A 25,033-nucleotide genomic window follows, 5' to 3' on the forward strand; every position below is an offset into this window, starting at 1 on the left:
CGGGTCGATTATGGATAAGAGTAAGCGCCATCTGGCGTGGTGGGTTGTCGGGTTACTGGTGGTGGCTGCCGTCGTGGCGTGGTGGCTGTTGCGCCCGGCGGGTGTGCCGGAAGGCTTTGCTGTCAGCAATGGGCGCATTGAAGCGACGGAAGTGGATATCGCCAGCAAAATTGCCGGGCGTATCGACACCATTCTGGTGAAAGAAGGCCAGTTTGTTCGCGAAGGCGAAGTGCTGGCGAAGATGGATACTCGCGTGTTGCAGGAGCAGCGACTGGAAGCCATCGCGCAAATCAAAGAAGCACAAAGTGCCGTTGCTGCCGCGCAGGCTTTGCTGGAGCAACGGCAAAGCGAAACTCGTGCCGCGCAGTCGCTGGTTAATCAACGCCAGTCCGAACTGGACTCCGTGGCTAAACGTCATACGCGTTCCCGCTCGCTCGCCCAACGAGGGGCTATTTCTGCGCAACAGCTGGATGACGATCGCGCCGCCGCTGAGAGCGCCCGAGCTGCGCTGGAATCGGCAAAAGCTCAGGTATCGGCTTCTAAAGCGGCTATAGAAGCGGCCCGTACCAATATCATTCAGGCCCAAACTCGCGTCGAAGCCGCGCAAGCCACTGAACGGCGTATTGCCGCAGATATCGATGACAGTGAACTGAAAGCCCCGCGTGACGGACGCGTGCAGTATCGGGTTGCTGAGCCAGGGGAAGTGCTGGCGGCAGGCGGTCGGGTGCTGAATATGGTCGATCTCAGCGACGTCTATATGACTTTCTTCCTGCCAACCGAACAGGCGGGCACGCTGAAACTTGGCGGTGAAGCCCGGCTGATCCTCGATGCCGCGCCAGATCTGCGTATTCCGGCGACCATCAGTTTTGTCGCCAGTGTCGCCCAGTTCACGCCAAAAACCGTCGAAACCAGCGATGAACGGCTGAAACTGATGTTCCGCGTCAAAGCGCGTATCCCACCGGAATTACTCCAGCAGCATCTGGAATATGTCAAAACCGGTTTACCGGGCGTAGCGTGGGTGCGGGTGAATGAAGAACTTCCGTGGCCTGACGACCTCGTGGTGAGGTTGCCGCAATGACGCATCTGGAACTGGTTCCCGTCCCGCCTGTCGCGCAACTGGCGGGCGTGAGCCAGCATTATGGAAAAAACGTTGCGCTGAACAATATTACTCTCGATATTCCGGCCCGCTGTATGGTCGGGCTGATTGGTCCGGATGGCGTCGGGAAGTCGAGCTTATTGTCGTTGATTTCCGGTGCCCGCGTCATTGAGCAGGGCAATGTGATGGTGCTGGGCGGCGATATGCGCGACCCGAGGCATCGCCGCGACGTCTGCCCGCGCATCGCCTGGATGCCGCAGGGGCTGGGCAAAAACCTCTACCACACCTTGTCGGTGTATGAAAACGTCGATTTTTTCGCTCGCCTGTTCGGTCACGACAAAGCGGAGCGGGAAGTGCGAATTAATGAGCTGCTGACCAGCACGGGGTTAGCACCGTTTCGCGATCGTCCGGCAGGGAAACTCTCCGGCGGGATGAAGCAAAAACTTGGGCTGTGCTGCGCGTTAATCCACGACCCGGAACTGTTGATCCTTGATGAGCCAACAACGGGGGTTGACCCGCTCTCCCGCTCCCAGTTCTGGGATCTGATCGACAGTATTCGCCAGCGGCAGAGCAATATGAGCGTGCTGGTCGCCACCGCCTATATGGAAGAGGCCGAACGCTTCGACTGGCTGGTAGCGATGAATGCCGGAGAAGTGCTGGCAACTGGCAGCGCCGAAGAGCTACGGCAGCAAACGCAAAGCGCTACGCTGGAAGAAGCATTTATAAATCTGTTACCGCAAGCGCAACGCCAGGCGCATCAGGCGGTAGTGATCCCACCGTATCAACCTGAAAACGCAGAGATTGCCATCGAAGCGCGCGATCTGACCATGCGTTTTGGTTCCTTCGTTGCCGTTGATCACGTTAATTTCCGCATTCCACGCGGGGAGATTTTTGGTTTTCTTGGTTCGAACGGCTGCGGTAAATCCACCACCATGAAAATGCTCACCGGACTGCTGCCCGCCAGCGAAGGTGAGGCGTGGCTGTTCGGGCAACCGGTTGATCCAAAAGATATCGATACCCGCCGTCGGGTGGGCTATATGTCGCAGGCGTTTTCGCTCTATAACGAACTCACCGTGCGGCAAAACCTTGAGTTACATGCCCGTTTGTTTCACATCCCGGAAGCGGAAATTCCCGCAAGAGTGGCTGAAATGAGCGAGCGTTTTAAGCTCAACGACGTTGAAGATGTTCTGCCGGAGTCATTGCCGCTCGGCATTCGCCAGCGGCTTTCGCTGGCGGTGGCGGTGATTCATCGCCCGGAGATGTTAATCCTCGATGAGCCTACTTCTGGTGTCGATCCGGTGGCGAGGGATATGTTCTGGCAGTTGATGGTCGATCTCTCGCGCCAGGACAAAGTGACTATCTTCATCTCTACCCACTTTATGAACGAAGCGGAACGTTGCGACCGCATCTCACTGATGCACGCCGGAAAAGTGCTTGCCAGCGGTACACCGCAGGAACTGGTTGAGAAACGCGGAGCCGCCAGTCTGGAAGAGGCATTTATCGCCTATTTGCAGGAAGCGGCAGGGCAGAGCAACGAAGCCGAAGCGCCGCCCGTGGTACACGACACCACCCACGCGCCGCGTCAGGGATTTAGCCTGCGCCGTCTGTTTAGCTACAGCCGCCGCGAAGCGCTGGAACTGCGACGCGATCCAGTACGTTCGACGCTGGCGCTGATGGGAACGGTGATCCTGATGCTGATAATGGGTTACGGCATCAGTATGGATGTGGAAAACCTGCGCTTTGCGGTGCTCGACCGCGACCAGACCGTCAGTAGCCAGGCGTGGACACTCAACCTCTCCGGTTCCCGTTACTTTATCGAACAGCCGCCGCTCACCAGTTATGACGAGCTTGATCGTCGGATGCGTGCGGGCGATATCACGGTGGCGATTGAGATCCCGCCCAATTTCGGGCGCGATATCGCGCGTGGTACGCCTGTGGAACTCGGCGTCTGGATCGACGGAGCGATGCCCAGTCGTGCCGAAACGGTAAAAGGTTACGTGCAGGCAATGCACCAGAGTTGGCTTCAGGATGTGGCGAGCCGACAATCGACACCCGCCAGCCAAAGCGGGCTGATGAACATTGAGACGCGCTATCGCTATAACCCGGACGTAAAAAGCCTGCCAGCGATTGTTCCGGCGGTGATCCCGCTTCTGCTGATGATGATCCCGTCAATGCTAAGCGCCCTTAGCGTGGTGCGGGAAAAAGAGCTAGGGTCGATTATCAACCTTTACGTGACCCCCACCACCCGTAGCGAATTTTTGCTTGGCAAACAGCTGCCGTACATCGCGCTGGGGATGCTGAACTTTTTCCTGCTCTGCGGCCTGTCGGTGTTTGTGTTTGGCGTACCGCATAAAGGCAGTTTCCTGACGCTCACCCTGGCGGCGCTGCTGTATATCATCATTGCCACCGGAATGGGGCTGCTGATCTCCACCTTTATGAAAAGCCAGATTGCCGCCATTTTCGGAACGGCGATTATCACGTTGATCCCGGCGACACAGTTTTCCGGGATGATCGATCCGGTAGCTTCGCTGGAAGGGCCTGGACGTTGGATCGGCGAGGTTTACCCGACCAGTCATTTTCTGACTATCGCCCGCGGAACGTTCTCGAAAGCGCTGGATCTGACTGATTTGTGGCAACTTTTTATCCCGTTGCTGATAGCCATCCCGCTGGTGATGGGCTTAAGCATCCTGCTGCTGAAAAAACAGGAGGGATGATGCGCCATTTACGCAATATTTTTAATCTGGGTATCAAAGAGTTGCACAGTCTGCTCGGTGATAAAGCGATGCTGACGCTGATTGTCTTCTCGTTTACGGTGTCGGTGTATTCGTCAGCGACCGTTACGCCAGGATCGTTGAACCTCGCGCCGATCGCCATTGCCGATATGGATCAATCGCAGTTATCGAACCGGATCGTTAACAGCTTCTATCGTCCGTGGTTTTTGCCACCGGAGATGATCACCGCCGATGAGATGGATGCCGGACTGGACGCCGGACGCTATACCTTCGCGATAAATATTCCGCCTAATTTTCAGCGTGATGTCCTCGCCGGACGCCAGCCGGATATTCAGGTGAACGTCGATGCCACGCGCATGAGCCAGGCATTTACCGGCAATGGGTATATCCAGAATATTATCAACGGTGAAGTGAACAGCTTTGTCGCGCGCTACCGTGATAACAGCGAACCGTTGGTATCGCTGGAAACCCGGATGCGCTTTAACCCGAACCTCGATCCCGCGTGGTTTGGCGGGGTGATGGCGATCATCAACAACATTACCATGCTGGCGATTGTATTGACCGGATCGGCGCTGATCCGCGAGCGTGAACACGGCACGGTGGAACACTTACTGGTGATGCCGATAACGCCGTTTGAGATCATGATGGCGAAGATCTGGTCGATGGGGCTGGTGGTGCTGGTGGTATCGGGATTATCGCTGGTGCTGATGGCGAAAGGTGTACTGGGCGTACCGATTGAAGGCTCGATCCCGCTGTTTATGCTGGGCGTGGCGCTCAGTCTGTTTGCCACCACGTCAATCGGCATTTTTATGGGGACGATAGCGCGTTCAATGCCGCAACTGGGGCTGCTGGTGATTCTGGTGCTGCTGCCGCTGCAAATGCTTTCCGGTGGATCCACGCCGCGCGAAAGTATGCCGCAGATGGTGCAGGACATTATGCTGACCATGCCGACGACACACTTTGTTAGCCTCGCGCAGGCCATTCTCTACCGGGGTGCCGGATTCGAAATCGTCTGGCCGCAGTTCCTGACGCTGATGGCAATTGGCGGCGCGTTTTTCACCATTGCGCTGCTGCGATTCAGGAAGACGATTGGGACAATGGCGTAAGGAAGGGAAACTTGACTTCATACTGTGATGTCATACTATTGATGTCATAAAGTGAAGTCATAAGGACATGCCATGAGAACCAAGGTACAGGCTTTACGGAAGAAAAAAAAATACATTGGATCAAATATTTAAAACTCCTGTTCCTCAAGGGATCAAGTGGTCTGATATAGAGTCACTGGTTAAAGCATTAGGCGGAGAAATTAAGGAAGGAAGAGGTTCGCGTTGTAAGTTCATACTAAATATGAGCGTTGCGTGTTTCCATCGGCCTCATCCGTCGCCAGATACCGATAAAGGCGCTGTAGAAAGCGTGCGTGACTGGTTACTAAGTATAGGGGTAAAACCATGATCAAACTGAAGACGCCAAACTCTATGGAGATTGCCGGGCAACCAGCTGTTATTACCTACGTGCCAGAACTGAATGCATTTCGTGGCAAATTCCTGGGCTTGTCAGGTTATTGTGATTTTGTCTCTGACAGCATTCAGGGGCTGCAAAAAGAAGGGGAACTTTCCCTGCGAGAGTATCTTGAGGATTGTAAAGCTGCGGGTATTGAGCCGTATGCGCGTACAGAAAAGATTAAGACCTTTACGTTACGCTATCCAGAATCGCTGAGTGAACGCCTTAATAATGCGGCTGCGCAGCAACAAGTCTCTGTTAATACCTATATTATTGAAACACTGAATGAGCGTTTGAATCATTTATAAATTTTAGCGGCGTACATTACGCAGAATATCTGCCTTTACAGGATCTATCTATGCAACTGAACTTAATTTTATAAATTAAGTTCAGTTAATATCTTTTCTTTCCTCGTTTCAGAAATAACTCAATCTTCCTTCGGCAAGCACTGCAAATGCCCATGCCGCACGCCGCGCTGGGCGATAACGTCATCGGCAAAATGCTGCACGTCGCCCATATCACCTTTCAGCACGGCGATTTCCAGACAGTCGTCGTGATTGATATGCACATGCAGCGTGGCGACGGAGAGATCGTGGTGATGGTGCTGGGTGGAGACAATGCGGCTGGCTAAGTCGCGTTTTTCGTGTTCATACACATAGGAGAGCACCGCGAAACCTTGCGTGCCGTGCTGCTGAGTGGCCTCCTGGGCCAGGGCGCTACGCAGAATATCGCGGATAGCTTCGGAACGGTTGTTATAACCACGACGCTGGCTCAGGCTGTCCAGCGTCTCCAGTAAATCGTCATCAAGCGTGATGGTGACTCGTTGCATTTGCGTTAAACCTTTTCTGTGGTGCGACGGCGCACGGGGAATGCGGGTAATACCGCGTTTTGTAGCACACGTCCGGCGTCAGAGGAAAAGGTTAATTTATCTCCCACCACCTGGGTTTCGACGATTTGTCCGTTGTCCATCACCATCACCCGCTGACAGAAGCGTTCCACCAGGCGTAAGTCGTGGGTGATGAACAGGCAGGCGGTGCCAAACTGTTGTTGTAGCTTTTTCAGCAGGCGAATGACGCCCGCCTGTAACACGAGATCAAGGTTAGAAACGGCTTCATCCAGAATCAGTAGTTTCGGTTCGACCGCCAGCGCGCGAGCCAGGCAGACGCGCTGGAGCTGGCCGCCGCTTAACTGCGGTGGGCGTTTGTCGAGAACGCTGTCATCGAGATCGACCGCCTTCAGCATTTCGCTGGCGCGCGCCAGTTGTTCGGATTTTTTCAGTGATAGCAGGTGGCGCATCGGTTCACGCAGGATCTCGCGCACGGTTTTGCGCGGATTCACGGCGCTGATGGAGTCCTGAAATACCATCTGAATATCGCGGCGGAACGCTTTACGCTGGGCGCGATTGAGTTTCGCCAGCGGTTCGCCACGCCAGCTAATATTCCCCTGCGCGGGCGATTCTAAACCCACCAGCAACCGCGCGAGGGTACTTTTCCCGCAGCCGCTGCGCCCCAGCAGGGCGACGGTTTCGCCGCTTTTCAGGGTCAGGGAAACGTTATTCAGCACCGCCTGATGTTGATGTTTTCCGTTAAATCCACCGTGGGCATAGTGATGGGAAAGGCCGGAGACGTTAAGTAAAGTCATGATGCCAGCTCCATACCGTAGAGGGCGAGATGAGCGGAAACCAGGCTGCGCGTTACCGCATGTTTGGGGGCGTTAAACAGCGTTTCTACATCGCCCTGTTCGACAATTTTACCTTGTGACATCACCGCCACGTCATCCGCCAGACGCGCCACAACGCCCATATCATGGGTGACCAGCAGCATTCCCGGCGCTTGTTTTTGCATAATGCTTTCCAGCAGATCGAGGATGCGCGCCTGTGCTACCACGTCGAGGTCGGTGGTCGGTTCATCGGCGATGATAAACGGTGATTCACACAGCACCGCCATCGCAATCATCATGCGCTGCAACATGCCGCCGCTCATCTCGAACGGGTACAGCTTCAGCACGCGCGCGGCGTTTTCCAGCCCCACCGCTTCTATGGCAGCGGTAAGCGTAGCGTCATCGGCGGGTTTCCCTAACGCCAGGCAGGTTTCCCGCGCGTGGGTGTGCATGGTGTGTAGCGGATTAAAGGCGCTGCGCGGGTTCTGCATGATGGTGGCAATTTTGATGCCGCGCAGGGCGCAGGGATAAACCGCTTTGCCATCGGCTAAAATTTCCCCCGCCGTCTGGCGAACGCCAGCGGGCAAAATGCCCAGCGTCGCGGCGCAGGTTAATGATTTCCCGCTGCCGCTACCGCCGACTAACGCCAGCACGCGCCCGCGTTGCAGGGTTAACGATACACCGTGTACCAGCGGCTGCGCGGCCTGTAGCGCGATATTACGTAGTTCAATCTGTTGCGGCATTAGTGTGCGTGCTCCGTCACCAGATGAGGATCCAGATGATCGCGCAGTGCGTCACCCACCAGGTTAAAGGCCATCACGCTGATAAACAGCGCCAGCCCCGGCCAGAACATTTGCAGCGGCTGGGTCCAGATATACTGGCGCGCGTCGTTAATCATCACGCCCCATTCGGCGGTCGGCGCGGTCACACCGAGGCCAAGGAAAGACATCCCCGCGACGTGCAGCATCATATGGCCGATATCCAGCGTTGCCAGCACCAGCAGCGAAGGGATCACCGCGCCTGCCAGATGATCGACAAACACCCGCACATGGCCCGCACCGGAAAGCCGTGACGCCAGCACAAACTCGCGTTGGCGTAGTGAAATCACCAAGCTGCGCACCATGCGTGCATACCACGCCCAGTGCGACAGGGCGATGGCGATAATTACGTTGGTCAGCCCGGTGCCGAGCACGCCAACCATAAAGAACGACAGAATCGAGGTCGGGAAGGTCATAAACATATCGGCGACGCGCATGGTGGCCTGATCAACGCGCCCGCCAATCAACCCGGCGCTGCCGCCAATAACCAGCCCTAATGTCAGCACCAGCAGCAGGCAGGCCATTACCGAACCGAGCGACACGCGGGTCGCTGCCATCAGCCGCGAGAAAATATCGCGACCTAAGTGATCGGTGCCCAGCCAGTGCTGCGCATCCGGCGAAAGCAGGCGCGACGGCAAATCAATCGCCTGGGGGTCATACGGCAGCCACCACTGGCTGGTGAGCGCAATCAGCGCCAGCAGGGCGATAATGATCAGCGCCAGGCGTACCGACCAGCGGGAAGAGAGGAAAAAGTTCACGCGTGCGCTCCTTCATGACGACGAATGCGCGGGTCCAGCGCGGCGTTGAGCAAATCGACAATCAAATTACAGACCACAAAAACCACCACCATCATCAGCGTAAAGCACTGAATCACCGGATAGTCACGGTTAAAAATCGCCGACACCGCATAGCGCCCGACGCCCGGCCAGGCAAAGATGTTTTCGATAATCATCGTCCCGCCAATCAGTTCGCCGATGTGCATCCCCACGGCGGTGATCATCGGCAGCGAGGCATTGCGCAGAATATGGCGGCGTTCGGTCTGTTTGTCGTTCAGGCCGCGCAGACGCGCCCAAGTGACGTGACGCTGACCGGCGACGTCCAGCATACTGGCGCGCAGCAGTCGCGCGTTAATCGCCAGCGACATAAAGGCAATGGAAACCGCAGGCAAAATGATGTGCTGCCAGCCGCCGTAACCCATCGCGGGTAGCCATTGCAGATACACCGAAAACGCCATCACCAGTAAAAACGCCAGCCAGAAGTTAGGCATCGACACGCCAAGAAACGCGATGAAACGTACGGCGAAATCCGGCAGACGGTCGCGATGGCGCGCCGCCCAGATACCGAGCGGTACGGAAGTGAGCAGAATTAATACCAGCGCCGCACCTGCAAGTTCCAGCGTGGCGGGCAGGAAGTTCAGCATATCGTCCAGCACCGGGCGTTGGCTGGCGAATGAGATACCAAAGTCAAGATGCAGCGCCTTCCACAACCAGGTACCGTACTGGACGTACAGCGGCTGATCCAGCCCGAGCATGGTGCGGGTAGAGGCCAGCATCTCCGGCGTCGGCGGCAGGTTAGATAAACGCAGATAATCGAGCGCCGGGTCGCCGGTACCGAGGCGCAGCATCAGAAAAATGATCACCGAGGCGGCGAGCACCATCGGGATCAGCAGCAGAAAGCGGCGTAATACGTAACGCAACATTAAGGTTTCACCGGTTTAATCTGTTCGAACGGAATTTCGGTGGCGATCGGCGCGTAGGGGATATTACCCAGCTCCGGTTTTGATACCACCATCATCGAGATGTAGCTGATAGGCAGATAAACCGCCTCGTCATGCAGACGGGTCAAAATGTCGCGATACAGCGCCTGACGTTGCGTTTCGTCATGGGTCGCCAGCACTTCGCCGATCTCTTTATCAATCAGCGGCTTGTCGGCTAATCCTTGCTGTGCCTGGAAGTCAGCGTGCGACGGTACGCGCATTGAACTCAGGAAGGCGTGTGGATCGTATGGCGCGCCCCAGGTGCGGTGGAAAATCATGCCAAAACGACCGTCGCGCTGACGAGCATAGATACTGCTCTCTTCTTCGCCAATCAGCGAGACATCTGCGCCAATCTGGCGCATATCAGCCTGAATGATTTCCGCCATCGATTTGCTTAACGCATCGGTGCCGATGAACGACAGTTCAATGCGCAGCGGCTGACCATTTTTCTCGCGGATGTCTTTGCCCGCAGGCAGCGTCCAACCGGCTTTTTCCAGCAACTCTTTCGCTTTCTGCGGATCGTACTGGCGCGGTTTCAGGCCGAGATTAGCGTAAGGCACAGAAGGGGCAAACAGGGTGTCGGCGACCTGCTGGGTGCCATATAACGCGTTATCAATCAGCGATTTTTTGTTTACCGCGTAATTAAGAGCTTCACGTACTGCCAGCTCGTTGGTGGGGGCTTTGGCGGTATTGAGCGCCAGCATCACGGTTTCGATCGGCTGTGACAGTTGGGTGTGGTAAGCCGGATTCTGGCTAAAGCGGGCGAAGGTATCGAGCGGTAATAACCCTTCGTTTCCGTACAGCAGGTCGATATCGCCAGTTTCAAACGCCACCGCGCGGGTAGTCGGGTCCGGGATGACGTTAAAGGTGATCTTTTTAATCGCTGGCTTTTCGCCCCAGTAGTTTTCGTTACGGACGAAGACATCGTACTGATTCAGTTTCGATTCCTGCAAAATCCACGGTCCGGTGCCAATCGGCGCTTTAATTCCGTTCATGGTTTCATGGTTTTTAAACTGCGAGGGAGCGATAAAACGGAAAGGACGGGGCAGGGCCAGTTCTTGCAGGAAAGGATAGTAGGCGCTTTTCAGGGTAATTTGCAGCTCTGTTTTACTGAGTGCTTTAACATCAACAATCTGGTTTGCCAGCTCCAGCCAGGCGTGACGTTGACGGTTATCGAGCACTGCGCGGAAGTTTTCTGCCGCCGCCTCGGCATCGAACGGTTCACCGTTGGAGAATTTCACGTCATCACGCAGGGTGAAGGTCCAGGTTTTACCATCTTCTGAATGAGTCCAGCTTTTTGCCAGCCACGGGATCACCGAACCGTCTGCCTGATATTTCACCAATGGTTCATAAACCATGCTCTGGGCGAACATCTGGTTAGGCGTGTAAAGGTGCGGGTTTAGTGGCCCGACATTCACCGGCCAGGCGGTAGTGATTTCATCTGGTGCAGCGGCATGGACGATAAAAGACGCACAAGCCAGCAGCGCAAATAGAGTGCGGCGGAGTGTGGAGAGCATGGTAACCCCAATGGATTAAAATAGATGGCGGAAATAAGTATGACGATTTTAAGTATTCGTCATACTGATTACCTGTTCTGGATCAATAGATGGGCAGTCGGGTGGGCGGATCAGTTAACTGAATCGATCCATTGCACACTGTCGGCGGTGAGCGTAAAGGGGGTGGGGGTGCAGATCGCAAGGCTTAAATTTTCTAGCTGACAATGGCTGACTGACAGCGAGGAGTGATAGGTGCTATCTACGCTGACGATTTGCCAGGCGCTGCCGCCACGCTGTTTAACGATGGCTTCTTTGCGCGTCCAGATGCGCCAGAACATTTCCAGTTGCTGATCAGGATGCACGGCGTCCATTTCAGCGTGTTCCCCGAGGCTGAACACGGCGTTCGCCAGCCAGCGCCAGTTGGCGCGCGGGCGAATCACTTCGATATCGCAGCCGACTTCGCCTTCATCGCTCAACAGCAGAGCGATATCGTCACCGCTATGGCTTAAGTTGAACCATAGCGGCGTTTCCGGCGCGAATGCAGGTTTGCCTTGTTCGCCATAGATGATCTCCGGTAGCGGGGAAAGCGTGTGCGAAAGCAATGCACGCCCCGCCAGCCAGCGTTCGCGTCGTGGACCTTGCGGTGCTTGCTCGCGTAAACCCGGTGGCAGTGGAGCTGCGCTTAAGGTCGAAACTTTCCCCAGAACTATCCGATACATATCAGGGCCAACGTTTAATGGAAAATGAAAGTGCGTATCGTATCACTTGTCGCCTCATCCCGGTAACCGACTTTTCGGTCTGCCTGGCCCCAGTAAAATCGCCAGTTTGCTACCGCCTTTGGTGGTTTCCATCCAGATTTTACACACACTGGTTAATGGCACCGAAAGTAGCATCCCTACCGGGCCGAGCAGCCATCCCCAAATTAACAATGAAAGAAATACCACCATGGTGGACATCCCCAGGCGATGGCCCATCATCCGTGGTTCTAAAATATTGCCGATGACCATATGGACCACTAAAAACAATGCGCCGACCAGAATACATTCGTAAACACCATTAAACAGCAGCACCTGAATCATTGGCGGTACGGCGGAAATTACCGCGCCGATATTGGGCACGTAGTTGAGCAAAAACGCCAGTACTGCCCACATCAGCGCAAACTGCACCCCCATCAGCTCCAGCCCCAGCCAGACGATGACACCTGTCCATAAACTGAGTAGCGTCTTCAATGCAAGATAGTGCGAAACGCCTTTAAGTGCGCGGTGTAATCCTGCGATGTGAATCTGTGGGTTATTCAGCGCAAAACGCATTTTGTAAGGGACGTGGCGCACTTCAAACAGCATAAAAACTACGGTCATCACCAGCAAAAGCACGCTCGCCATTGCCCCGGAAAGCCCGGTCATTAGCGCTGTGGTGAAGGTAACCACTTTTTCCGAGTCCATCCGCTGCAGCATTCGCTCCGGCGACATATGCAAATTAAGAAAAGGCAACATCTCCTGCAATTTAAAAAGTTTGCGCGTCAGCTCCTTATTAAACTTCGGCAGCATAGAGATAAATTCGTTAAACGATGCCGCCAGTACGCCGACCAGCGCGGTTAGTGCGATCAGCATCACCACCACTACAATCGTAATGGCAACGGGGCGTTGTACTCCCCGACGAATAAACCAGGTAACGAGCGGGTTGAGGACGATGGCAAAAAACAGCGCCAGTAACAGCTGCACAATGATATCTGCCGCTGCGTGAATGCCCGCGAGGATCACTACCAGCGAGGCCAGCTTGAGCAGAATGTGCATGCCCGTTTTATCGGGTTGAGGGATTTCCATTGGGGCTTCCTTGTGACTTTTTGTATTAAGTGTAGCGGGAGTCACGCCAGCAATATTCTGATTCTTACTGCTGATTTTCACGTCAGCACGTGGTAAAAATGAAACACTGTTGTAAAAATGTGGTGATCCTCATGCCCGAACCCGTAGCCGAACCCGCGCTAAACGGATTGCGCCTGAATTTGCGCATTGTCTCCATTGTCATGTTTAACTTCGCCAGCTACCTCACCATCGGGTTGCCGCTCGCTGTATTACCGGGCTATGTCCATGATGTGATGGGCTTTAGCGCTTTCTGGGCAGGATTGGTTATCAGCCTGCAATATTTCGCCACCTTGCTGAGCCGTCCTCATGCCGGACGTTACGCCGATTTGCTGGGCCCCAAAAAGATTGTCGTCTTCGGTTTATGCGGCTGCTTTTTGAGCGGTCTGGGATATCTGACGGCAGGATTAACCGCCAGTCTGCCCGTCATCAGCCTGTTATTACTTTGCCTGGGACGCGTGATCCTTGGGATTGGGCAAAGTTTTGCCGGAACGGGATCGACCCTGTGGGGCGTTGGCGTGGTTGGCTCGCTGCATATCGGGCGAGTGATTTCGTGGAACGGCATTGTCAATTACGGGGCGATGGCGATGGGTGCGCCGTTAGGCGTCGTGTTTTATCACTGGGGCGGCTTGCAGGCGTTAGCGTTAATCATTATGGGCGTGGCGCTGGTGGCCATTTTGTTGGCGATCCCGCGTCCGACGGTAAAAGCCAGTAAAGGCAAACCGCTGCCGTTTCGCGCGGTGCTTGGGCGCGTCTGGCTGTACGGTATGGCACTGGCACTGGCTTCTGCCGGATTTGGCGTCATCGCCACCTTTATCACGCTGTTTTATGACGCTAAAGGTTGGGACGGTGCGGCTTTCGCGCTGACGCTGTTTAGCTGTGCGTTTGTCGGTACGCGTTTGTTATTCCCTAACGGCATTAACCGTATCGGCGGCTTAAACGTGGCGATGATTTGCTTTAGCGTTGAGATAATCGGCCTGCTACTGGTTGGCGTGGCGACTATGCTGTGGATGGCGAAAGTCGGCGTCTTACTGGCGGGGGCAGGGTTTTCGCTGGTGTTCCCGGCATTGGGCGTAGTGGCGGTAAAAGCGGTTCCGCAGCAAAATCAGGGGGCGGCGCTGGCAACTTACACCGTATTTATGGATTTATCGCTTGGCGTGACCGGACCACTGGCTGGGCTGGTGATGAGCTGGGCGGGCGTACCGGTGATTTATCTGGCGGCGGCGGGACTGGTCGCAATCGCGTTATTACTGACGTGGCGATTAAAAAAACGGCCTCCGGAACACGTCCCTGAGGCCGCCTCATCATCTTAAAACTTACTGAATAACCAGCGTATTAATGATGTTTTCTGCGGTGGTCTGCGCTTTTTGCTGATCGTCAGCTGGCAGAGTAATTTGCATGGTCAGCAGTTGATTACCCACGTTACCCAGAATAACGGAAGAGTACGCCGTCTGGCCTTTCGCGGAGATAATACTGTCTAACTGCTGCATTTTGTGACCTTTCAGCTCAATGGCTTTGTTGGTTACCACTTGCAGCTGCGGATCGCGGCTACGTTGCTGATCTTCCAGACGCTTCGCCAACACCGCCAGATCTTCTTTCGGATCATCGCCCATGATGACGATGACTGCTTTCTGCCCGGTGGCGTCGGACCAGACATGCATGTTATTGGCCTGCGTTCCCAGCTTACCGCTCTGGTCGGTCATATCCGCTGGCAGCGAGAAACTTAACTTGCCATCAAGCAGGTTGACGGGATTCCCGGTAGCGTTACTTTCCGCGACCGAACCCTGCGCCGTAGCGTTAGTGTCTTTATCATCACAGGCCGCAAGCCCCATAACCAGCAGGCCAATTCCGACATATTTAACCAGATTGCGCATTGACTTCTTCCTTTCGATAAACGGCCATAACGGCTCATTCATCCATCTTATCACAACTCTGATAACGAACCTTTAACTCGCCTGCAAAGCGTTGATTTCGGATTTATCTGCCAGTCTTTTCAACAGAATATTGAGTAATACGCCATACATTGGCAGGAAGAAAACGATACTGATTAACACTTTGAAACAGTAATCGACCAGCGCGATTTCCATCCAGTGTTCAGCCATAAAGGCATCCGGGCTACGCCAGAAGGCAATGAAGAAAAAGGCCAGCGTGTCGCTGACGTTACCGAACAGTGTGGACGCTGTCGGTGCCAGCCACCAGCGGCGACTCTGACGCAGGCGGTTAAAAACGTGCACGTCGAGGATCTGTCCCAGCGCGTAGGCCATGAAACTGGCGGTGGCGATACGGGCGACAAACAGGTTGAAGTGGGCGAGTGCGCCGAATCCCTGCCAGGAACCCATATAGAATAGCGACGAGATGACGTAGGAGATCAGCAACGCCGGGATCATCACCGCAAAGATGATACGACGGGCCAGCGGTGCGCCAAAAATACGCACGGTCAGGTCGGTAGCAAGGAAAATAAACGGGAAGCTAAACGCGCCCCAGGTGGTATGGAAACCCAAAATGGAGACGGGAAGCTGAACCAGATAGTTACTGGAGGTGATCACCAGCAGATGAAATAACGATAACCAGAACAACGCCTTATAGCGTTGAGTTTGCGAGAAAACGTTCATATTGTACCTTTTTGATTAACCATTGGGGTGAGGGAACCCAATACGTACGACACGTCTGTTACCTTAACATAATAACGTGCTTACCCTTTTTTCGAGCCGCCGCATGATACTGCTTTACGTTGACAATGCAATGGTTAATTTTCACGCAATCGTTAACCTGGTTTGCTTACGGACTCACAGGGCGTAAACTAGCGCCGTTTTTTTATGTGATGAGAAGAAAATGACCGATCTCTTTTCCAGCCCTGACCACACACTCGACGCACTTGGCCTGCGCTGCCCGGAACCCGTAATGATGGTGCGCAAAACTGTGCGCAATATGCAGCCTGGCGAAACGTTGCTGATTATCGCCGACGATCCGGCCACTACCCGCGATATTCCTGGGTTTTGTACCTTTATGGAACACGAACTGGTTGCGAAAGAGACGGATGGACTGCCTTATCGTTATTTGATTCGTAAAGGCGGTTGATGGGGAAAGATTGGCTTCGATGCCGCCTTTTCCCCTCACCCTAACCCTCTCCCCAGAGGGGCGAGGGGACCGATCGCGCTCAATGTTGCGATCGGTTTGCCTTATCTCCTGCGCAACAATCTTAACGCATTCGCTGTCACCAGCACCGTCGCACCCGTATCTGCCAGCACCGCCAGCCACAGGCCGGTCATCCCTAACAGCGTGGTGACGAGGAAGATCCCTTTCAGCCCCAGCGCAATGGTGATGTTCTGGCGGATATTGGCGTGAGTGGCGCGTGCCAGTTCAATCATTTGCACCAGGCCGCGCAGGTGGTTATGGGTTAATGCTGCATCAGCGGTTTCCAGCGCCACGTCTGTGCCACTGCCCATTGCAATCCCAATGGCGGCAGCTTTCATCGCTGGCGCGTCGTTAATACCATCACCGACCATCGCCAGGGGCGCATGTTGATTCAGCTTGGTCACCGCTTTGACTTTATCTTCCGGCAATAGGCCCGCTTTAAACTCCAGCCCCAGCTCCCCGGCGATTGCCGCCGCTGCACGTGGATTATCGCCGGTGAGGATCACTCCTTTGACCCCCAGCGCGTTCAGTTCACTGATGGCAGTTGCAGCATCGGCGCGCAGGGTATCCTGCAATGCAATGATACCCAGCACGTCATCATTACGTACTACCAGCACAACCGTTTGCCCGGCGCTTTCCAGTTCATTAATCAAACCAGCAAATGCATCAGCGGGATGTTTCCCGGCAGCGCAAATCAATACGCGCTCACCGTTAACCTGCGCTTCAATGCCAGACCCGACCAGCGCCCGCTGTGATTCGGCGGTGGGAATGGCGAGTTCAGCAACCTGTGCTTCGCGTACGATGGCTTGCGCCAGTGGATGCGTCGCGCCTTGCTCGACCGCCGCCGCCAGTGTCAGCAGTTCAGATTCACTAATACCCGTTGCCGGATGAATCGCGGTAACGCGCGGTTTACCGACGGTCAGCGTACCGGTTTTATCAAACGCCACCTGAGTAACACGACCTAGTTGTTCCAGCGCCGCTCCGCCTTTAATCAACGCCCCACGACGCGCTGCCGCCGCCAGCCCGGAGGTAATCGCCGCAGGCGTTGAGATAACTAACGCACACGGGCAGCCAATCAGCAGCAGCGTCAGCCCTTTATAAATCCACTCCTGCCAGCTGGCGGCAAACAGCAGCGGTGGCACCAGCGTCACCAGCAGAGCGACGGCCATAATCGCGGGCGTATAGATACGGCTGAAACGGTCGATAAACCGCTCAATGGGGGCGCGACGCTCTTCGGCTTCTTCGATCAGTTTCAGAATCCGGTCAATGGCGCTGGCACCCGGTTCTGACAGCACTTCCAGCGTTACCAGACGGTCTACGCTGGTGGCTCCTGCAGGAACTTTATCGCCCGTCGCGCGCTCCACCGGAATGGATTCTCCGGTCAGGGCGCTTTCATCAAAACTGGCAAACGGTGAGAGCAGTTTACCGTCGGCAGGCAAACGCCCACCTGCGGCGACTTCAATCACATCGCCAGGCCGCAGGCTGTTAATCGCCACCTCTTCCCGCTCACCGTTACGCAGGCGCGTGGCGGTTTCTGGTTTCAGCGCCATTAACGCGCTAACGCCCTGACGCGCGCGGCTGGCGGCCCAGCCTTCCAGTCGTTCACCAATCAAAAACAGCAGCAACACCATCGCAGCTTCAGCCGTTGCGCCAATAAACAGTGCACCAATAGCGGCTACGCTCATTAAGGTTTCAATGGCGAAGTAGCTGCCGGATTTGATCAGCCGTAATGCCTGACGAGCAATCGGGTACAGCCCAACCAGCGTGGTCGCGATAAACGCCAGTTGCCCGAACGGATGATTGAACTGCTCCAGACCCCAGCTGATTGCCATCATCACGATTAGTGTAATCAGCGGCAGATTCTCTTTCAGGCGCGATGCTTGTGGCTCGTCGGCGGCCTGCTCATCGCGCAGGGAATAGCCCGCTTTTTGCACCGCAGATTCAACTTGTGCACGAATGTCATTGTCGGCATCAACCACCAGTTTTTCGGTGGCGAACAACACCTGCACCTGATTCACACCTGCAAGCTGGCGCACGGCATTTTCTACCTTGCGCGCACAGGCGGCGCAGTCCATGCCACTGACTTTCCAGCTATAGCGGGTGCCGGAGACGTTTTCAGAGAGCGTTGGCGAGCTGGAGCATGCGCCGTCGCAGCAACAGTCGTTGGCGTTCTGTACCGTGGTTAGCGGTTTGAACGCAGCAAATTGAGGGGCTTTCTTGCCGTGATTGTCAGGTGTCGACATGGCATACTCCGGTTAAGTTTTTTCTCATTAACCGAAGGATACACTCTGGAGTCGACTCCAGAGTCAAGTTTTATCAGAGATACAGTGAGCGGATGATGAGGAAGTGACCGGCAAAGTAGCAGGCCGCAGCAATCGCGTTATCCGCACGGAAGCGTCGGCGATAGTGGCTCCCCAGCCAGACAAAGTTACTGATAAACAGCAACGAAGCGCCAACAAACGCAGAGAGCGCCGGAGCGGTCGGACGGAAGAACCACAGTTCACCTGCCAGCCACACCATCACCAGCGTCATGCCGATAAACGTGCAGATAGGCCAACGATACTCTTCCAGCCGCGTCCAGATAATCGCCAGTAACAGCGCACCCAGAACCAGCAACACCAGTGGCAGAGGCCAGAAGAAAGAGAGCGTCATCTGACTGGCGAAATAGATGGTGTACAGCAGGTGCGAGAGGAAAAACGCGCCGATGGCGTACATCAGACGTTGACGTGGCAACAGGGTTAGCGCATCGCCCAGCAGTGAGGCGCACAGCCCTGCCAGCACCAGATAGCTAATGGCGTCGAACATCGGCGCTTGCCAGGCCAGTAACAGCAGGAGAAGAAGGGTTAACGGTTTAAACACCCAGCGTTGCCAGGTTGGCCCACGATACGATGCATCCACAGATAGCCATGCGGAAAGACAGACAGCGATAAACGACCAAAGCATCTTAGTTCCTTGAATTCGTTATTTTTTCGTAAGCGGAATGCCTACGGTCTTGCTTCCAGTTTAGTGGCGAGGGTGGACGGATGACAACACCATAACTGGCAGGGTATGCTTATTTCCGCATTTTCCGATGAGGGATAAAGATGAGCAAACCACCTCTTTTCTTTATTGTTATCATTGGCTTAATTGTCGTCGCCGCATCGTTTCGTTTTATGCAACAGCGACGGGAAAAAGCTGATAATGATATGGCTCCGCTCCAGCAAAAGCTGGTGGTGGTGAGCAACAAGCGGGAAAAACCGATTAACGATCGCCGTTCGCGCCAGCAGGAAGTGACTCCGGCAGGCACCAGTATGCGCTACGAGGCAAGCTTCAAACCGCAAAGCGGAGGAATGGAGCAGACGTTTCGCCTCGACGCCCAGCAGTACCACGCCCTGACAGTGGGCGATAAAGGTACGCTGAGCTATAAAGGAACGCGCTTTGTTAGCTTTGTTGGCGAACAATAAGGTTATTTTTTAACTTTAAATTTCTTCTGCCAGACCAGCAGTTCAAACACGCCGAAAAGGAAAATCCGTACCTTTTCGGCGGTGGTCATCTGCGGGCCATCTTTCGGTAAAGTGGATTTCAATAGCGCCAGCTGCATACCATGCATCAGCACGGTAAAAATCAGCGCCACGTTAACGAAAATATTTAGCGGGCGCGGGAAGGGATGCACCAGATTGAGGATTAAAAATCCCCAAACGCAGAGCATTAACAAACGACCAATATTAATCAGCATCACTTTCTCCTTGTGCTTCGCGTTGATACAGCCGATAAGCCACCTGACCCGCCACTTTTTCCCGATGTAACGACCAGTTTGCCGGAACGGTGGGCAGACCGTTTTCGACTTCGCTTTCGACATAAATCAGGGCTTCGTCAGCCAGCCAGCCGTTATCTTCCAGTAAATTTATCGTCTCTTCTAACAAGCCACGGCGGAACGGTGGATCGACAAACACGATATTATGCGGTGTGCCTTTTTGCGCCAGGAATGACATCGCGTTGCTGTTCACCACGCGTGCATTGCCTGCTTTTAGTGTCGCCAGATTCTTAATTAACTGCTGAGAAACTGCACGATCCATCTCAATTAACGTGGCCCCCGCAGCGTAGCGCGATAACGCTTCCAGCCCCAGCGCGCCGCTCCCGGCGAAGCAATCCAGACATTGGGCGTCAACAATGACCGGAGCCAGCCAGTTAAACAACGTTTCGCGTACGCGGTCGGTGGTGGGGCGCAGACCTGGGCTATCAGGAACCGGGAGTTTACGGCCTCGCCACTGCCCGCCAATAATGCGGATTTGGCCGCTGCCGGAATGATTCGGTTTTTTCATGATAAATTGCTCAATCCGCCAGATAACACATACTTGCAGGCGGTGATGTGAATTAAGTTAAGTGATAGACTATTTCATCATTTTTTTAGCTGCTATGTACATAGCGTTAACGCTGTGCCATGAAGCAACAGCGAGGAGTGTAGTCGCAAATGGCGAAAGAAAAAAAACGTGGCTTTTTTTCCTGGCTGGGCTTTGGTCAAAAAGAGCAGACCCCGGAAAAAGAGACAGAAGTTCAGAATGAACAACCGGTTGTAGAAGAAATCGTTCAGGCGCAAGAGCCTGTGAAGGCTTCGGAACAAGCCGTTGAAGAGCAGCCGCAGGCGCATACTGAAGCCGAGGCGGAAACTTTTGCTGCCGACGTTGTGGAAGTCACTGAACAGGTTGTTGAAAGTGAAAAAGCGCAGCCTGAAGCGGAAGTTGTTGCACAGCCGGAACCGGTCGTAGAAGAAACGCCGGAGCCAGTGGCTATCGAACGTGAAGAGCTGCCGTTGCCGGAAGACGTCAACGCCGAAGAGGTTTCGCCAGAAGAGTGGCAGGCTGAAGCGGAAACCGTAGAGATTGTCAAAGCGGCGGAAGAAGAAGCGGCTAAAGAAGAAATCACCGACGAAGAGCTGGAAGCACAGGCGCTGGCAGCCGAAGCAGCAGAAGAGGCGGTGATGGTGGTTCCTCCGGCAGAAGAAGAGCAGCCGGTGGAAGAAATCGCTCAGGAGCAGGAAAAACCAACCAAAGAAGGTTTCTTCGCGCGCCTGAAACGCAGCCTGTTAAAAACCAAAGAAAATCTCGGTTCCGGATTTATCAGCCTGTTCCGCGGTAAAAAAATCGACGATGATCTGTTTGAGGAGCTGGAAGAGCAGCTTTTGATCGCCGATGTGGGCGTGGAAACCACACGTAAAATTATCACCAATCTGACGGAAGGCGCATCCCGCAAGCAGCTTCGTGATGCCGAGGCGCTCTATGGCCTGCTGAAAGAAGAGATGGGTGAGATTCTGGCGAAAGTCGATGAGCCGCTGAATGTTGAAGGTAAAACGCCGTTCGTGATCCTGATGGTGGGCGTCAACGGTGTGGGTAAAACCACGACGATTGGTAAGCTGGCACGTCAGTTTGAGCAGCAGGGTAAATCGGTGATGCTGGCGGCGGGCGATACTTTCCGTGCAGCAGCGGTTGAACAGCTTCAGGTCTGGGGTCAGCGCAACAATATTCCGGTGATTGCCCAGCATACCGGGGCGGATTCCGCCTCTGTTATCTTCGACGCCATTCAGGCAGCTAAAGCGCGTAATATCGACGTCCTGATTGCCGATACCGCCGGACGCCTGCAGAACAAATCGCACCTGATGGAAGAGTTGAAGAAAATCGTCCGCGTGATGAAGAAACTCGACGTTGAAGCGCCGCATGAAGTTATGCTGACTATTGATGCCAGCACCGGGCAGAACGCGGTAAGCCAGGCCAAACTGTTCCACGAAGCTGTTGGCTTAACCGGCATCACGCTAACGAAACTGGACGGCACGGCGAAAGGCGGGGTAATTTTCTCGGTGGCTGACCAGTTTGGTATCCCTATCCGCTACATTGGTGTCGGCGAACGTATTGAGGATTTGCGTCCGTTTAAGGCGGACGACTTTATAGAGGCACTTTTTGCCCGAGAGGATTAACAATGATTCGCTTTGAACATGTCAGCAAGGCTTATCTCGGTGGGAGACAGGCGCTGCAGGGCGTTACGTTCCATATGCAGCCGGGTGAGATGGCGTTTCTGACCGGTCATTCCGGCGCAGGGAAAAGTACCCTCCTGAAGCTGATCTGTGGGATTGAGCGGCCCAGCGCCGGGAAAATCTGGTTTAGCGGCCATGACATCACGCGTCTGAAAAACCGTGAAGTTCCGTTTCTGCGCCGCCAGATTGGCATGATTTTCCAGGATCACCATCTACTGATGGACCGTACTGTCTACGATAACGTGGCGATCCCGCTGATTATCGCTGGTGCCAGCGGTGACGATATTCGTCGCCGGGTGTCGGCGGCACTGGATAAAGTCGGGCTACTGGACAAAGCGAAGAACTTCCCTATTCAGCTTTCCGGCGGTGAACAACAGCGTGTTGGCATTGCCCGCGCGGTGGTGAATAAGCCCGCGGTACTGCTGGCGGACGAACCGACCGGTAACCTGGACGACGCGTTGTCGGAAGGGATTCTACGTCTGTTTGAAGAGTTTAACCGCGTTGGGGTAACCGTATTGATGGCAACGCACGACATCAACCTGATTTCACGGCGTTCCCATCGCATGCTCACCCTGAGCGATGGTCACTTGCATGGAGGCGTGGGCCATGAATAAGCGCGATGCAATCAATCATATTCGGCAGTTTGGTGGGCGTCTGGATCGCTTCCGTAAATCGGTCGGCGGCTCAGGCGACGGCGGTCGTAACGCACCGAAACGCGCGAAATCCTCGCCAAAACCGGTAAATCGCAAAACCAACGTTTTCAACGAACAGGTGCGCTATGCCTTCCACGGCGCATTGCAGGATCTGAAAAGCAAACCGTTCGCCACGTTTTTAACGGTGATGGTTATCGCCATCTCCCTGACGCTGCCCAGCGTCTGTTATATGGTGTACAAAAACGTTAATCAGGCGGCGACGCAGTATTATCCGTCACCGCAAATCACTGTTTACTTGCAAAAAACGCTGGACGATGACGCCGCTGCGGGCGTGGTGGCACAGTTGCAGGCCGAGCAAGGCGTGGAGAAAGTGAACTATCTTTCTCGTGAAGACGCACTGGGCGAGTTCCGTAACTGGTCTGGTTTTGGTGGTGCGCTGGATATGCTGGAAGAAAACCCGCTTCCGGCAGTGGCGGTGGTGATCCCGAAACTCGATTTTCAGGGGACGGAATCACTCAATACGCTGCGTGATCGTATCACGCAGATTAACGGCATTGACGAAGTGCGGATGGATGACAGCTGGTTTGCCCGTCTGGCGGCGTTGACCGGGCTGGTCGGGCGCGTTTCGGCGATGATCGGCGTGTTGATGGTGGCGGCAGTGTTCCTCGTCATCGGCAACAGCGTACGTCTGAGCATCTTTGCTCGCCGTGACTCCATCAACGTGCAGAAACTGATTGGTGCGACGGATGGTTTCATCCTTCGCCCGTTCCTGTATGGTGGCGCACTGCTGGGATTTTCTGGCGCATTGTTGTCATTAATTTTGTCAGAAATTCTGGTGCTGCGATTGTCATCGGCGGTTGCGGAAGTGGCACAGGTTTTCGGAACGAAGTTTGATATCAATGGTTTATCGTTCGATGAATGCCTGCTATTGCTGCTGGTATGCTCGATGATTGGCTGGGTGGCAGCGTGGCTTGCCACGGTACAACATTTACGCCACTTTACGCCTGAATAATAAAAGCGTGTTATACTCTTTCCCTGCAATGGGTTCCGTAGCAGGGAAAGAGATCCCGTTGTCTCTTCCCGGTATTTCATCTCTATGTCACATTTTGTGCGTAATTTATTCACAAGCTTGCATTGAACTTGTGGATAAAATCACTGTCTGATAAAACAGTGGATGATAACCTCGTTGCTCTTAAGCTCTGGCACAGTTGTTGCTACCACTGAAGCGCCAGAAGATATCGATTGAGAGGATTTGAATGACTGACAAAATGCAAAGTTTAGCTTTAGCCCCAGTTGGCAACCTGGATTCCTACATCCGGGCAGCTAACGCGTGGCCGATGTTGTCGGCTGACGAGGAGCGGGCGCTGGCTGAAAAGCTGCATTACCATGGCGATCTGGAAGCAGCTAAAACGCTGATCCTGTCTCACCTGCGGTTTGTTGTTCATATTGCTCGTAATTATGCGGGCTATGGCCTGCCACAGGCGGATTTGATTCAGGAAGGTAACATCGGCCTGATGAAAGCAGTGCGCCGTTTCAACCCGGAAGTGGGTGTGCGCCTGGTCTCCTTCGCCGTTCACTGGATCAAAGCAGAGATCCACGAATACGTTCTGCGTAACTGGCGTATCGTCAAAGTTGCGACCACCAAAGCGCAGCGCAAACTGTTCTTCAACCTGCGTAAAACCAAGCAGCGTCTGGGCTGGTTTAACCAGGATGAAGTCGAAATGGTGGCCCGTGAACTGGGCGTAACCAGCAAGGACGTTCGTGAGATGGAATCACGTATGGCGGCACAGGACATGACCTTTGACCTGTCTTCCGACGACGATTCCGACAGCCAGCCGATGGCACCGGTGCTCTATCTGCAGGATAAATCATCTAACTTTGCCGACGGCATCGAAGATGATAACTGGGAAGAGCAGGCGGCAAACCGTCTGACCGACGCGATGCAAGGTCTGGACGAACGCAGCCAGGACATCATCCGCGCGCGCTGGCTGGACGAAGACAACAAGTCCACGTTGCAGGAACTGGCTGACCGTTACGGTGTTTCCGCTGAACGTGTACGCCAGCTGGAAAAGAACGCGATGAAAAAACTGCGCGCTGCTATAGAAGCGTAATTTCCGCTATTAAGCAGAGAACCCTGGATGCGAGTCCGGGGTTTTTGTTTTTTGGGCCTCTACAATAATCAATTTCCCCTCCGGCAAAACGCCAATCCCCACGCAGATTGTTAATAAACTGTCAAAATAGCTATTCCAATATCATAAAAATCGGGTATGTTTTAGCAGAGTATGCTGCTAAAGCACGGGTAGCCATGCATAAAACGAAATAAAG

The 25,033-nt window shown here is 54.4% G+C and carries 25 protein-coding genes and 1 pseudogene; 12 read left to right on the top strand and 14 right to left on the bottom strand.

Annotated features, from left to right (window positions below):
* Positions 1 to 10 precede the first annotated feature (10 nt).
* The 5 genes and pseudogenes from C1P89_RS21175 to C1P89_RS21195 all read left to right on the top strand — a co-directional run bounded on the left by C1P89_RS21175 (position 11) and on the right by C1P89_RS21195 (position 5,636).
* A complete protein-coding gene (locus tag C1P89_RS21175; RefSeq protein ID WP_000361520.1) occupies positions 11 to 1,078 on the top strand; it encodes an HlyD family secretion protein in 1,068 nt (355 codons plus the stop codon).
* Positions 1,075 to 3,810 (top strand): ribosome-associated ATPase/putative transporter RbbA, encoded by a 2,736-nt coding sequence (gene rbbA / locus C1P89_RS21180; RefSeq protein WP_000149089.1) that lies wholly within the window; start codon positions 1,075 to 1,077, stop codon positions 3,808 to 3,810. The genes C1P89_RS21175 and rbbA overlap by 4 nt, the downstream gene beginning before the upstream one ends.
* The gene (locus C1P89_RS21185; RefSeq protein ID WP_005143813.1) at positions 3,810 to 4,934 is read left to right on the top strand and encodes an ABC transporter permease; all 1,125 of its coding nucleotides are present in this window, start codon (positions 3,810 to 3,812) and stop codon (positions 4,932 to 4,934) included. The genes rbbA and C1P89_RS21185 overlap by 1 nt, the downstream gene beginning before the upstream one ends.
* 72 nt (positions 4,935 to 5,006) lie before the next feature.
* A pseudogene (locus C1P89_RS21190) lies at positions 5,007 to 5,280 on the top strand (type II toxin-antitoxin system HicA family toxin).
* Positions 5,277 to 5,636, top strand: a complete 360-nt coding sequence (locus C1P89_RS21195; protein ID WP_000593555.1) for a type II toxin-antitoxin system HicB family antitoxin — start codon at positions 5,277 to 5,279, stop codon at positions 5,634 to 5,636. Before C1P89_RS21190 ends, C1P89_RS21195 begins: the two are co-directional and overlap by 4 nt.
* Positions 5,637 to 5,755: 119 nt before the next feature.
* On the opposite strand, the gene nikR is transcribed toward C1P89_RS21195, so the two are convergent.
* From nikR to C1P89_RS21235, 8 genes are all read right to left on the bottom strand, one after another.
* Positions 5,756 to 6,157: a nickel-responsive transcriptional regulator NikR gene (gene nikR, locus C1P89_RS21200; protein WP_001190062.1), complete on the bottom strand. Its 402-nt coding sequence runs from the start codon at positions 6,155 to 6,157 to the stop codon at positions 5,756 to 5,758.
* A 5-nt stretch (positions 6,158 to 6,162) separates the two neighbouring features.
* Positions 6,163 to 6,969: a nickel import ATP-binding protein NikE gene (gene nikE / locus C1P89_RS21205; protein WP_000173703.1), complete on the bottom strand. Its 807-nt coding sequence runs from the start codon at positions 6,967 to 6,969 to the stop codon at positions 6,163 to 6,165.
* Positions 6,966 to 7,730: a nickel import ATP-binding protein NikD gene (gene nikD, locus C1P89_RS21210; RefSeq protein ID WP_001136223.1), complete on the bottom strand. Its 765-nt coding sequence runs from the start codon at positions 7,728 to 7,730 to the stop codon at positions 6,966 to 6,968. The genes nikE and nikD overlap by 4 nt, the downstream gene beginning before the upstream one ends.
* Complete coding sequence (nikC, locus tag C1P89_RS21215; RefSeq protein ID WP_001008963.1) at positions 7,730 to 8,563, bottom strand: nickel ABC transporter permease subunit NikC; 834 nt, start codon at positions 8,561 to 8,563, stop codon at positions 7,730 to 7,732. Before nikC ends, nikD begins: the two co-directional genes overlap by 1 nt.
* Complete coding sequence (nikB, locus tag C1P89_RS21220; RefSeq protein ID WP_000947068.1) at positions 8,560 to 9,504, bottom strand: nickel ABC transporter permease subunit NikB; 945 nt, start codon at positions 9,502 to 9,504, stop codon at positions 8,560 to 8,562. Before nikB ends, nikC begins: the two co-directional genes overlap by 4 nt.
* Positions 9,504 to 11,078: a nickel ABC transporter substrate-binding protein gene (nikA, locus tag C1P89_RS21225; protein WP_000953356.1), complete on the bottom strand. Its 1,575-nt coding sequence runs from the start codon at positions 11,076 to 11,078 to the stop codon at positions 9,504 to 9,506. Before nikA ends, nikB begins: the two co-directional genes overlap by 1 nt.
* Positions 11,079 to 11,188: 110 nt before the next feature.
* Positions 11,189 to 11,776, bottom strand: a complete 588-nt coding sequence (gene acpT, locus C1P89_RS21230) for a 4'-phosphopantetheinyl transferase AcpT (protein ID WP_000285784.1) — start codon at positions 11,774 to 11,776, stop codon at positions 11,189 to 11,191.
* A 54-nt stretch (positions 11,777 to 11,830) separates the two neighbouring features.
* A complete protein-coding gene (locus tag C1P89_RS21235; protein ID WP_005140442.1) occupies positions 11,831 to 12,880 on the bottom strand; it encodes an AI-2E family transporter in 1,050 nt (349 codons plus the stop codon).
* 131 nt (positions 12,881 to 13,011) lie between these two features.
* Between C1P89_RS21235 and C1P89_RS21240 the strand changes: the two genes are divergently transcribed.
* On the top strand, positions 13,012 to 14,229 hold the full coding sequence (locus C1P89_RS21240) for an MFS transporter (protein WP_005143808.1): 1,218 nt from the start codon (positions 13,012 to 13,014) through the stop codon (positions 14,227 to 14,229).
* 3 nt (positions 14,230 to 14,232) lie between these two features.
* Here C1P89_RS21240 and dcrB read toward each other — a convergent pair whose 3' ends face one another.
* Positions 14,233 to 14,790, bottom strand: a complete 558-nt coding sequence (dcrB, locus tag C1P89_RS21245; RefSeq protein ID WP_001245295.1) for a phage sensitivity protein DcrB — start codon at positions 14,788 to 14,790, stop codon at positions 14,233 to 14,235.
* Positions 14,791 to 14,862: 72 nt separating this feature from the next.
* On the bottom strand, positions 14,863 to 15,528 hold the full coding sequence (locus C1P89_RS21250; protein ID WP_001100468.1) for a 7-cyano-7-deazaguanine/7-aminomethyl-7-deazaguanine transporter: 666 nt from the start codon (positions 15,526 to 15,528) through the stop codon (positions 14,863 to 14,865).
* Positions 15,529 to 15,748: 220 nt separating this feature from the next.
* Here C1P89_RS21250 and tusA point away from each other — a divergent pair, with 220 nt between their 5' ends.
* The gene (tusA, locus tag C1P89_RS21255) at positions 15,749 to 15,994 is read left to right on the top strand and encodes a sulfurtransferase TusA (protein ID WP_000130621.1); all 246 of its coding nucleotides are present in this window, start codon (positions 15,749 to 15,751) and stop codon (positions 15,992 to 15,994) included.
* 101 nt (positions 15,995 to 16,095) lie between these two features.
* On the opposite strand, the gene zntA is transcribed toward tusA, so the two are convergent.
* Positions 16,096 to 18,294 (bottom strand): Zn(II)/Cd(II)/Pb(II) translocating P-type ATPase ZntA, encoded by a 2,199-nt coding sequence (gene zntA / locus C1P89_RS21260; protein ID WP_000106527.1) that lies wholly within the window; start codon positions 18,292 to 18,294, stop codon positions 16,096 to 16,098.
* 73 nt (positions 18,295 to 18,367) lie between these two features.
* Positions 18,368 to 18,994 carry a lysoplasmalogenase gene (locus C1P89_RS21265; protein WP_000964716.1) on the bottom strand — a complete coding sequence of 209 codons (627 nt, stop codon included), beginning with the start codon at positions 18,992 to 18,994 and terminating at the stop codon, positions 18,368 to 18,370.
* A gap of 140 nt (positions 18,995 to 19,134) precedes the next feature.
* Here C1P89_RS21265 and C1P89_RS21270 point away from each other — a divergent pair, with 140 nt between their 5' ends.
* Positions 19,135 to 19,494 (top strand): DUF2500 domain-containing protein, encoded by a 360-nt coding sequence (locus C1P89_RS21270; protein WP_000042900.1) that lies wholly within the window; start codon positions 19,135 to 19,137, stop codon positions 19,492 to 19,494.
* A 2-nt stretch (positions 19,495 to 19,496) separates the two neighbouring features.
* Here C1P89_RS21270 and C1P89_RS21275 read toward each other — a convergent pair whose 3' ends face one another.
* Both C1P89_RS21275 and rsmD read right to left on the bottom strand, forming a co-directional pair.
* Positions 19,497 to 19,766 (bottom strand): DUF1145 family protein, encoded by a 270-nt coding sequence (locus C1P89_RS21275; protein WP_001295207.1) that lies wholly within the window; start codon positions 19,764 to 19,766, stop codon positions 19,497 to 19,499.
* A complete protein-coding gene (gene rsmD / locus C1P89_RS21280) occupies positions 19,756 to 20,352 on the bottom strand; it encodes a 16S rRNA (guanine(966)-N(2))-methyltransferase (protein WP_000743193.1) in 597 nt (198 codons plus the stop codon). The genes C1P89_RS21275 and rsmD overlap by 11 nt, the downstream gene beginning before the upstream one ends.
* Before the next feature lie 149 nt (positions 20,353 to 20,501).
* Here rsmD and ftsY point away from each other — a divergent pair, with 149 nt between their 5' ends.
* The 4 genes from ftsY (at position 20,502) to rpoH (ending at position 24,819) form a co-directional block, all read left to right on the top strand.
* Positions 20,502 to 21,998, top strand: a complete 1,497-nt coding sequence (gene ftsY / locus C1P89_RS21285; RefSeq protein ID WP_001040672.1) for a signal recognition particle-docking protein FtsY — start codon at positions 20,502 to 20,504, stop codon at positions 21,996 to 21,998.
* A 2-nt stretch (positions 21,999 to 22,000) separates the two neighbouring features.
* Positions 22,001 to 22,669, top strand: a complete 669-nt coding sequence (ftsE, locus tag C1P89_RS21290) for a cell division ATP-binding protein FtsE (protein WP_000617722.1) — start codon at positions 22,001 to 22,003, stop codon at positions 22,667 to 22,669.
* A complete protein-coding gene (ftsX, locus tag C1P89_RS21295; protein ID WP_001042003.1) occupies positions 22,662 to 23,720 on the top strand; it encodes a permease-like cell division protein FtsX in 1,059 nt (352 codons plus the stop codon). The genes ftsE and ftsX overlap by 8 nt, the downstream gene beginning before the upstream one ends.
* Positions 23,721 to 23,964: 244 nt before the next feature.
* Positions 23,965 to 24,819: an RNA polymerase sigma factor RpoH gene (rpoH, locus tag C1P89_RS21300; RefSeq protein WP_000130217.1), complete on the top strand. Its 855-nt coding sequence runs from the start codon at positions 23,965 to 23,967 to the stop codon at positions 24,817 to 24,819.
* The last annotated feature ends 214 nt before the right edge of the window (positions 24,820 to 25,033 follow it).

The sequence above is a fragment of the Shigella sonnei genome, from assembly GCF_002950395.1.
Taxonomy (GTDB): domain Bacteria; phylum Pseudomonadota; class Gammaproteobacteria; order Enterobacterales; family Enterobacteriaceae; genus ECMA0423.

Bases quoted from the DNA above. Each gene is read 5' to 3' on its own strand.
- nikE (WP_000173703.1), bottom strand. From the start codon at position 6,969: ATGACTTTACTTAACGTCTCCGGCCTTTCCCATCACTATGCCCACGGT.
- C1P89_RS21240 (WP_005143808.1), top strand. From the start codon at position 13,012: ATGCCCGAACCCGTAGCCGAACCCGCGCTAAACGGATTGCGCCTGAAT.
- rsmD (WP_000743193.1), bottom strand. From the start codon at position 20,352: ATGAAAAAACCGAATCATTCCGGCAGCGGCCAAATCCGCATTATTGGC.
- C1P89_RS21275 (WP_001295207.1), bottom strand. From the start codon at position 19,766: ATGCTGATTAATATTGGTCGTTTGTTAATGCTCTGCGTTTGGGGATTT.
- zntA (WP_000106527.1), bottom strand. From the start codon at position 18,294: ATGTCGACACCTGACAATCACGGCAAGAAAGCCCCTCAATTTGCTGCG.
- C1P89_RS21270 (WP_000042900.1), top strand. From the start codon at position 19,135: ATGAGCAAACCACCTCTTTTCTTTATTGTTATCATTGGCTTAATTGTC.
- nikR (WP_001190062.1), bottom strand. From the start codon at position 6,157: ATGCAACGAGTCACCATCACGCTTGATGACGATTTACTGGAGACGCTG.
- dcrB (WP_001245295.1), bottom strand. From the start codon at position 14,790: ATGCGCAATCTGGTTAAATATGTCGGAATTGGCCTGCTGGTTATGGGG.
- ftsY (WP_001040672.1), top strand. From the start codon at position 20,502: ATGGCGAAAGAAAAAAAACGTGGCTTTTTTTCCTGGCTGGGCTTTGGT.
- C1P89_RS21175 (WP_000361520.1), top strand. From the start codon at position 11: ATGGATAAGAGTAAGCGCCATCTGGCGTGGTGGGTTGTCGGGTTACTG.
- rpoH (WP_000130217.1), top strand. From the start codon at position 23,965: ATGACTGACAAAATGCAAAGTTTAGCTTTAGCCCCAGTTGGCAACCTG.
- ftsE (WP_000617722.1), top strand. From the start codon at position 22,001: ATGATTCGCTTTGAACATGTCAGCAAGGCTTATCTCGGTGGGAGACAG.
- nikB (WP_000947068.1), bottom strand. From the start codon at position 9,504: ATGTTGCGTTACGTATTACGCCGCTTTCTGCTGCTGATCCCGATGGTG.
- C1P89_RS21235 (WP_005140442.1), bottom strand. From the start codon at position 12,880: ATGGAAATCCCTCAACCCGATAAAACGGGCATGCACATTCTGCTCAAG.
- nikD (WP_001136223.1), bottom strand. From the start codon at position 7,730: ATGCCGCAACAGATTGAACTACGTAATATCGCGCTACAGGCCGCGCAG.
- rbbA (WP_000149089.1), top strand. From the start codon at position 1,075: ATGACGCATCTGGAACTGGTTCCCGTCCCGCCTGTCGCGCAACTGGCG.
- acpT (WP_000285784.1), bottom strand. From the start codon at position 11,776: ATGTATCGGATAGTTCTGGGGAAAGTTTCGACCTTAAGCGCAGCTCCA.
- nikA (WP_000953356.1), bottom strand. From the start codon at position 11,078: ATGCTCTCCACACTCCGCCGCACTCTATTTGCGCTGCTGGCTTGTGCG.
- C1P89_RS21250 (WP_001100468.1), bottom strand. From the start codon at position 15,528: ATGAACGTTTTCTCGCAAACTCAACGCTATAAGGCGTTGTTCTGGTTA.
- C1P89_RS21195 (WP_000593555.1), top strand. From the start codon at position 5,277: ATGATCAAACTGAAGACGCCAAACTCTATGGAGATTGCCGGGCAACCA.
- C1P89_RS21265 (WP_000964716.1), bottom strand. From the start codon at position 18,994: ATGCTTTGGTCGTTTATCGCTGTCTGTCTTTCCGCATGGCTATCTGTG.
- tusA (WP_000130621.1), top strand. From the start codon at position 15,749: ATGACCGATCTCTTTTCCAGCCCTGACCACACACTCGACGCACTTGGC.
- ftsX (WP_001042003.1), top strand. From the start codon at position 22,662: ATGAATAAGCGCGATGCAATCAATCATATTCGGCAGTTTGGTGGGCGT.
- C1P89_RS21185 (WP_005143813.1), top strand. From the start codon at position 3,810: ATGCGCCATTTACGCAATATTTTTAATCTGGGTATCAAAGAGTTGCAC.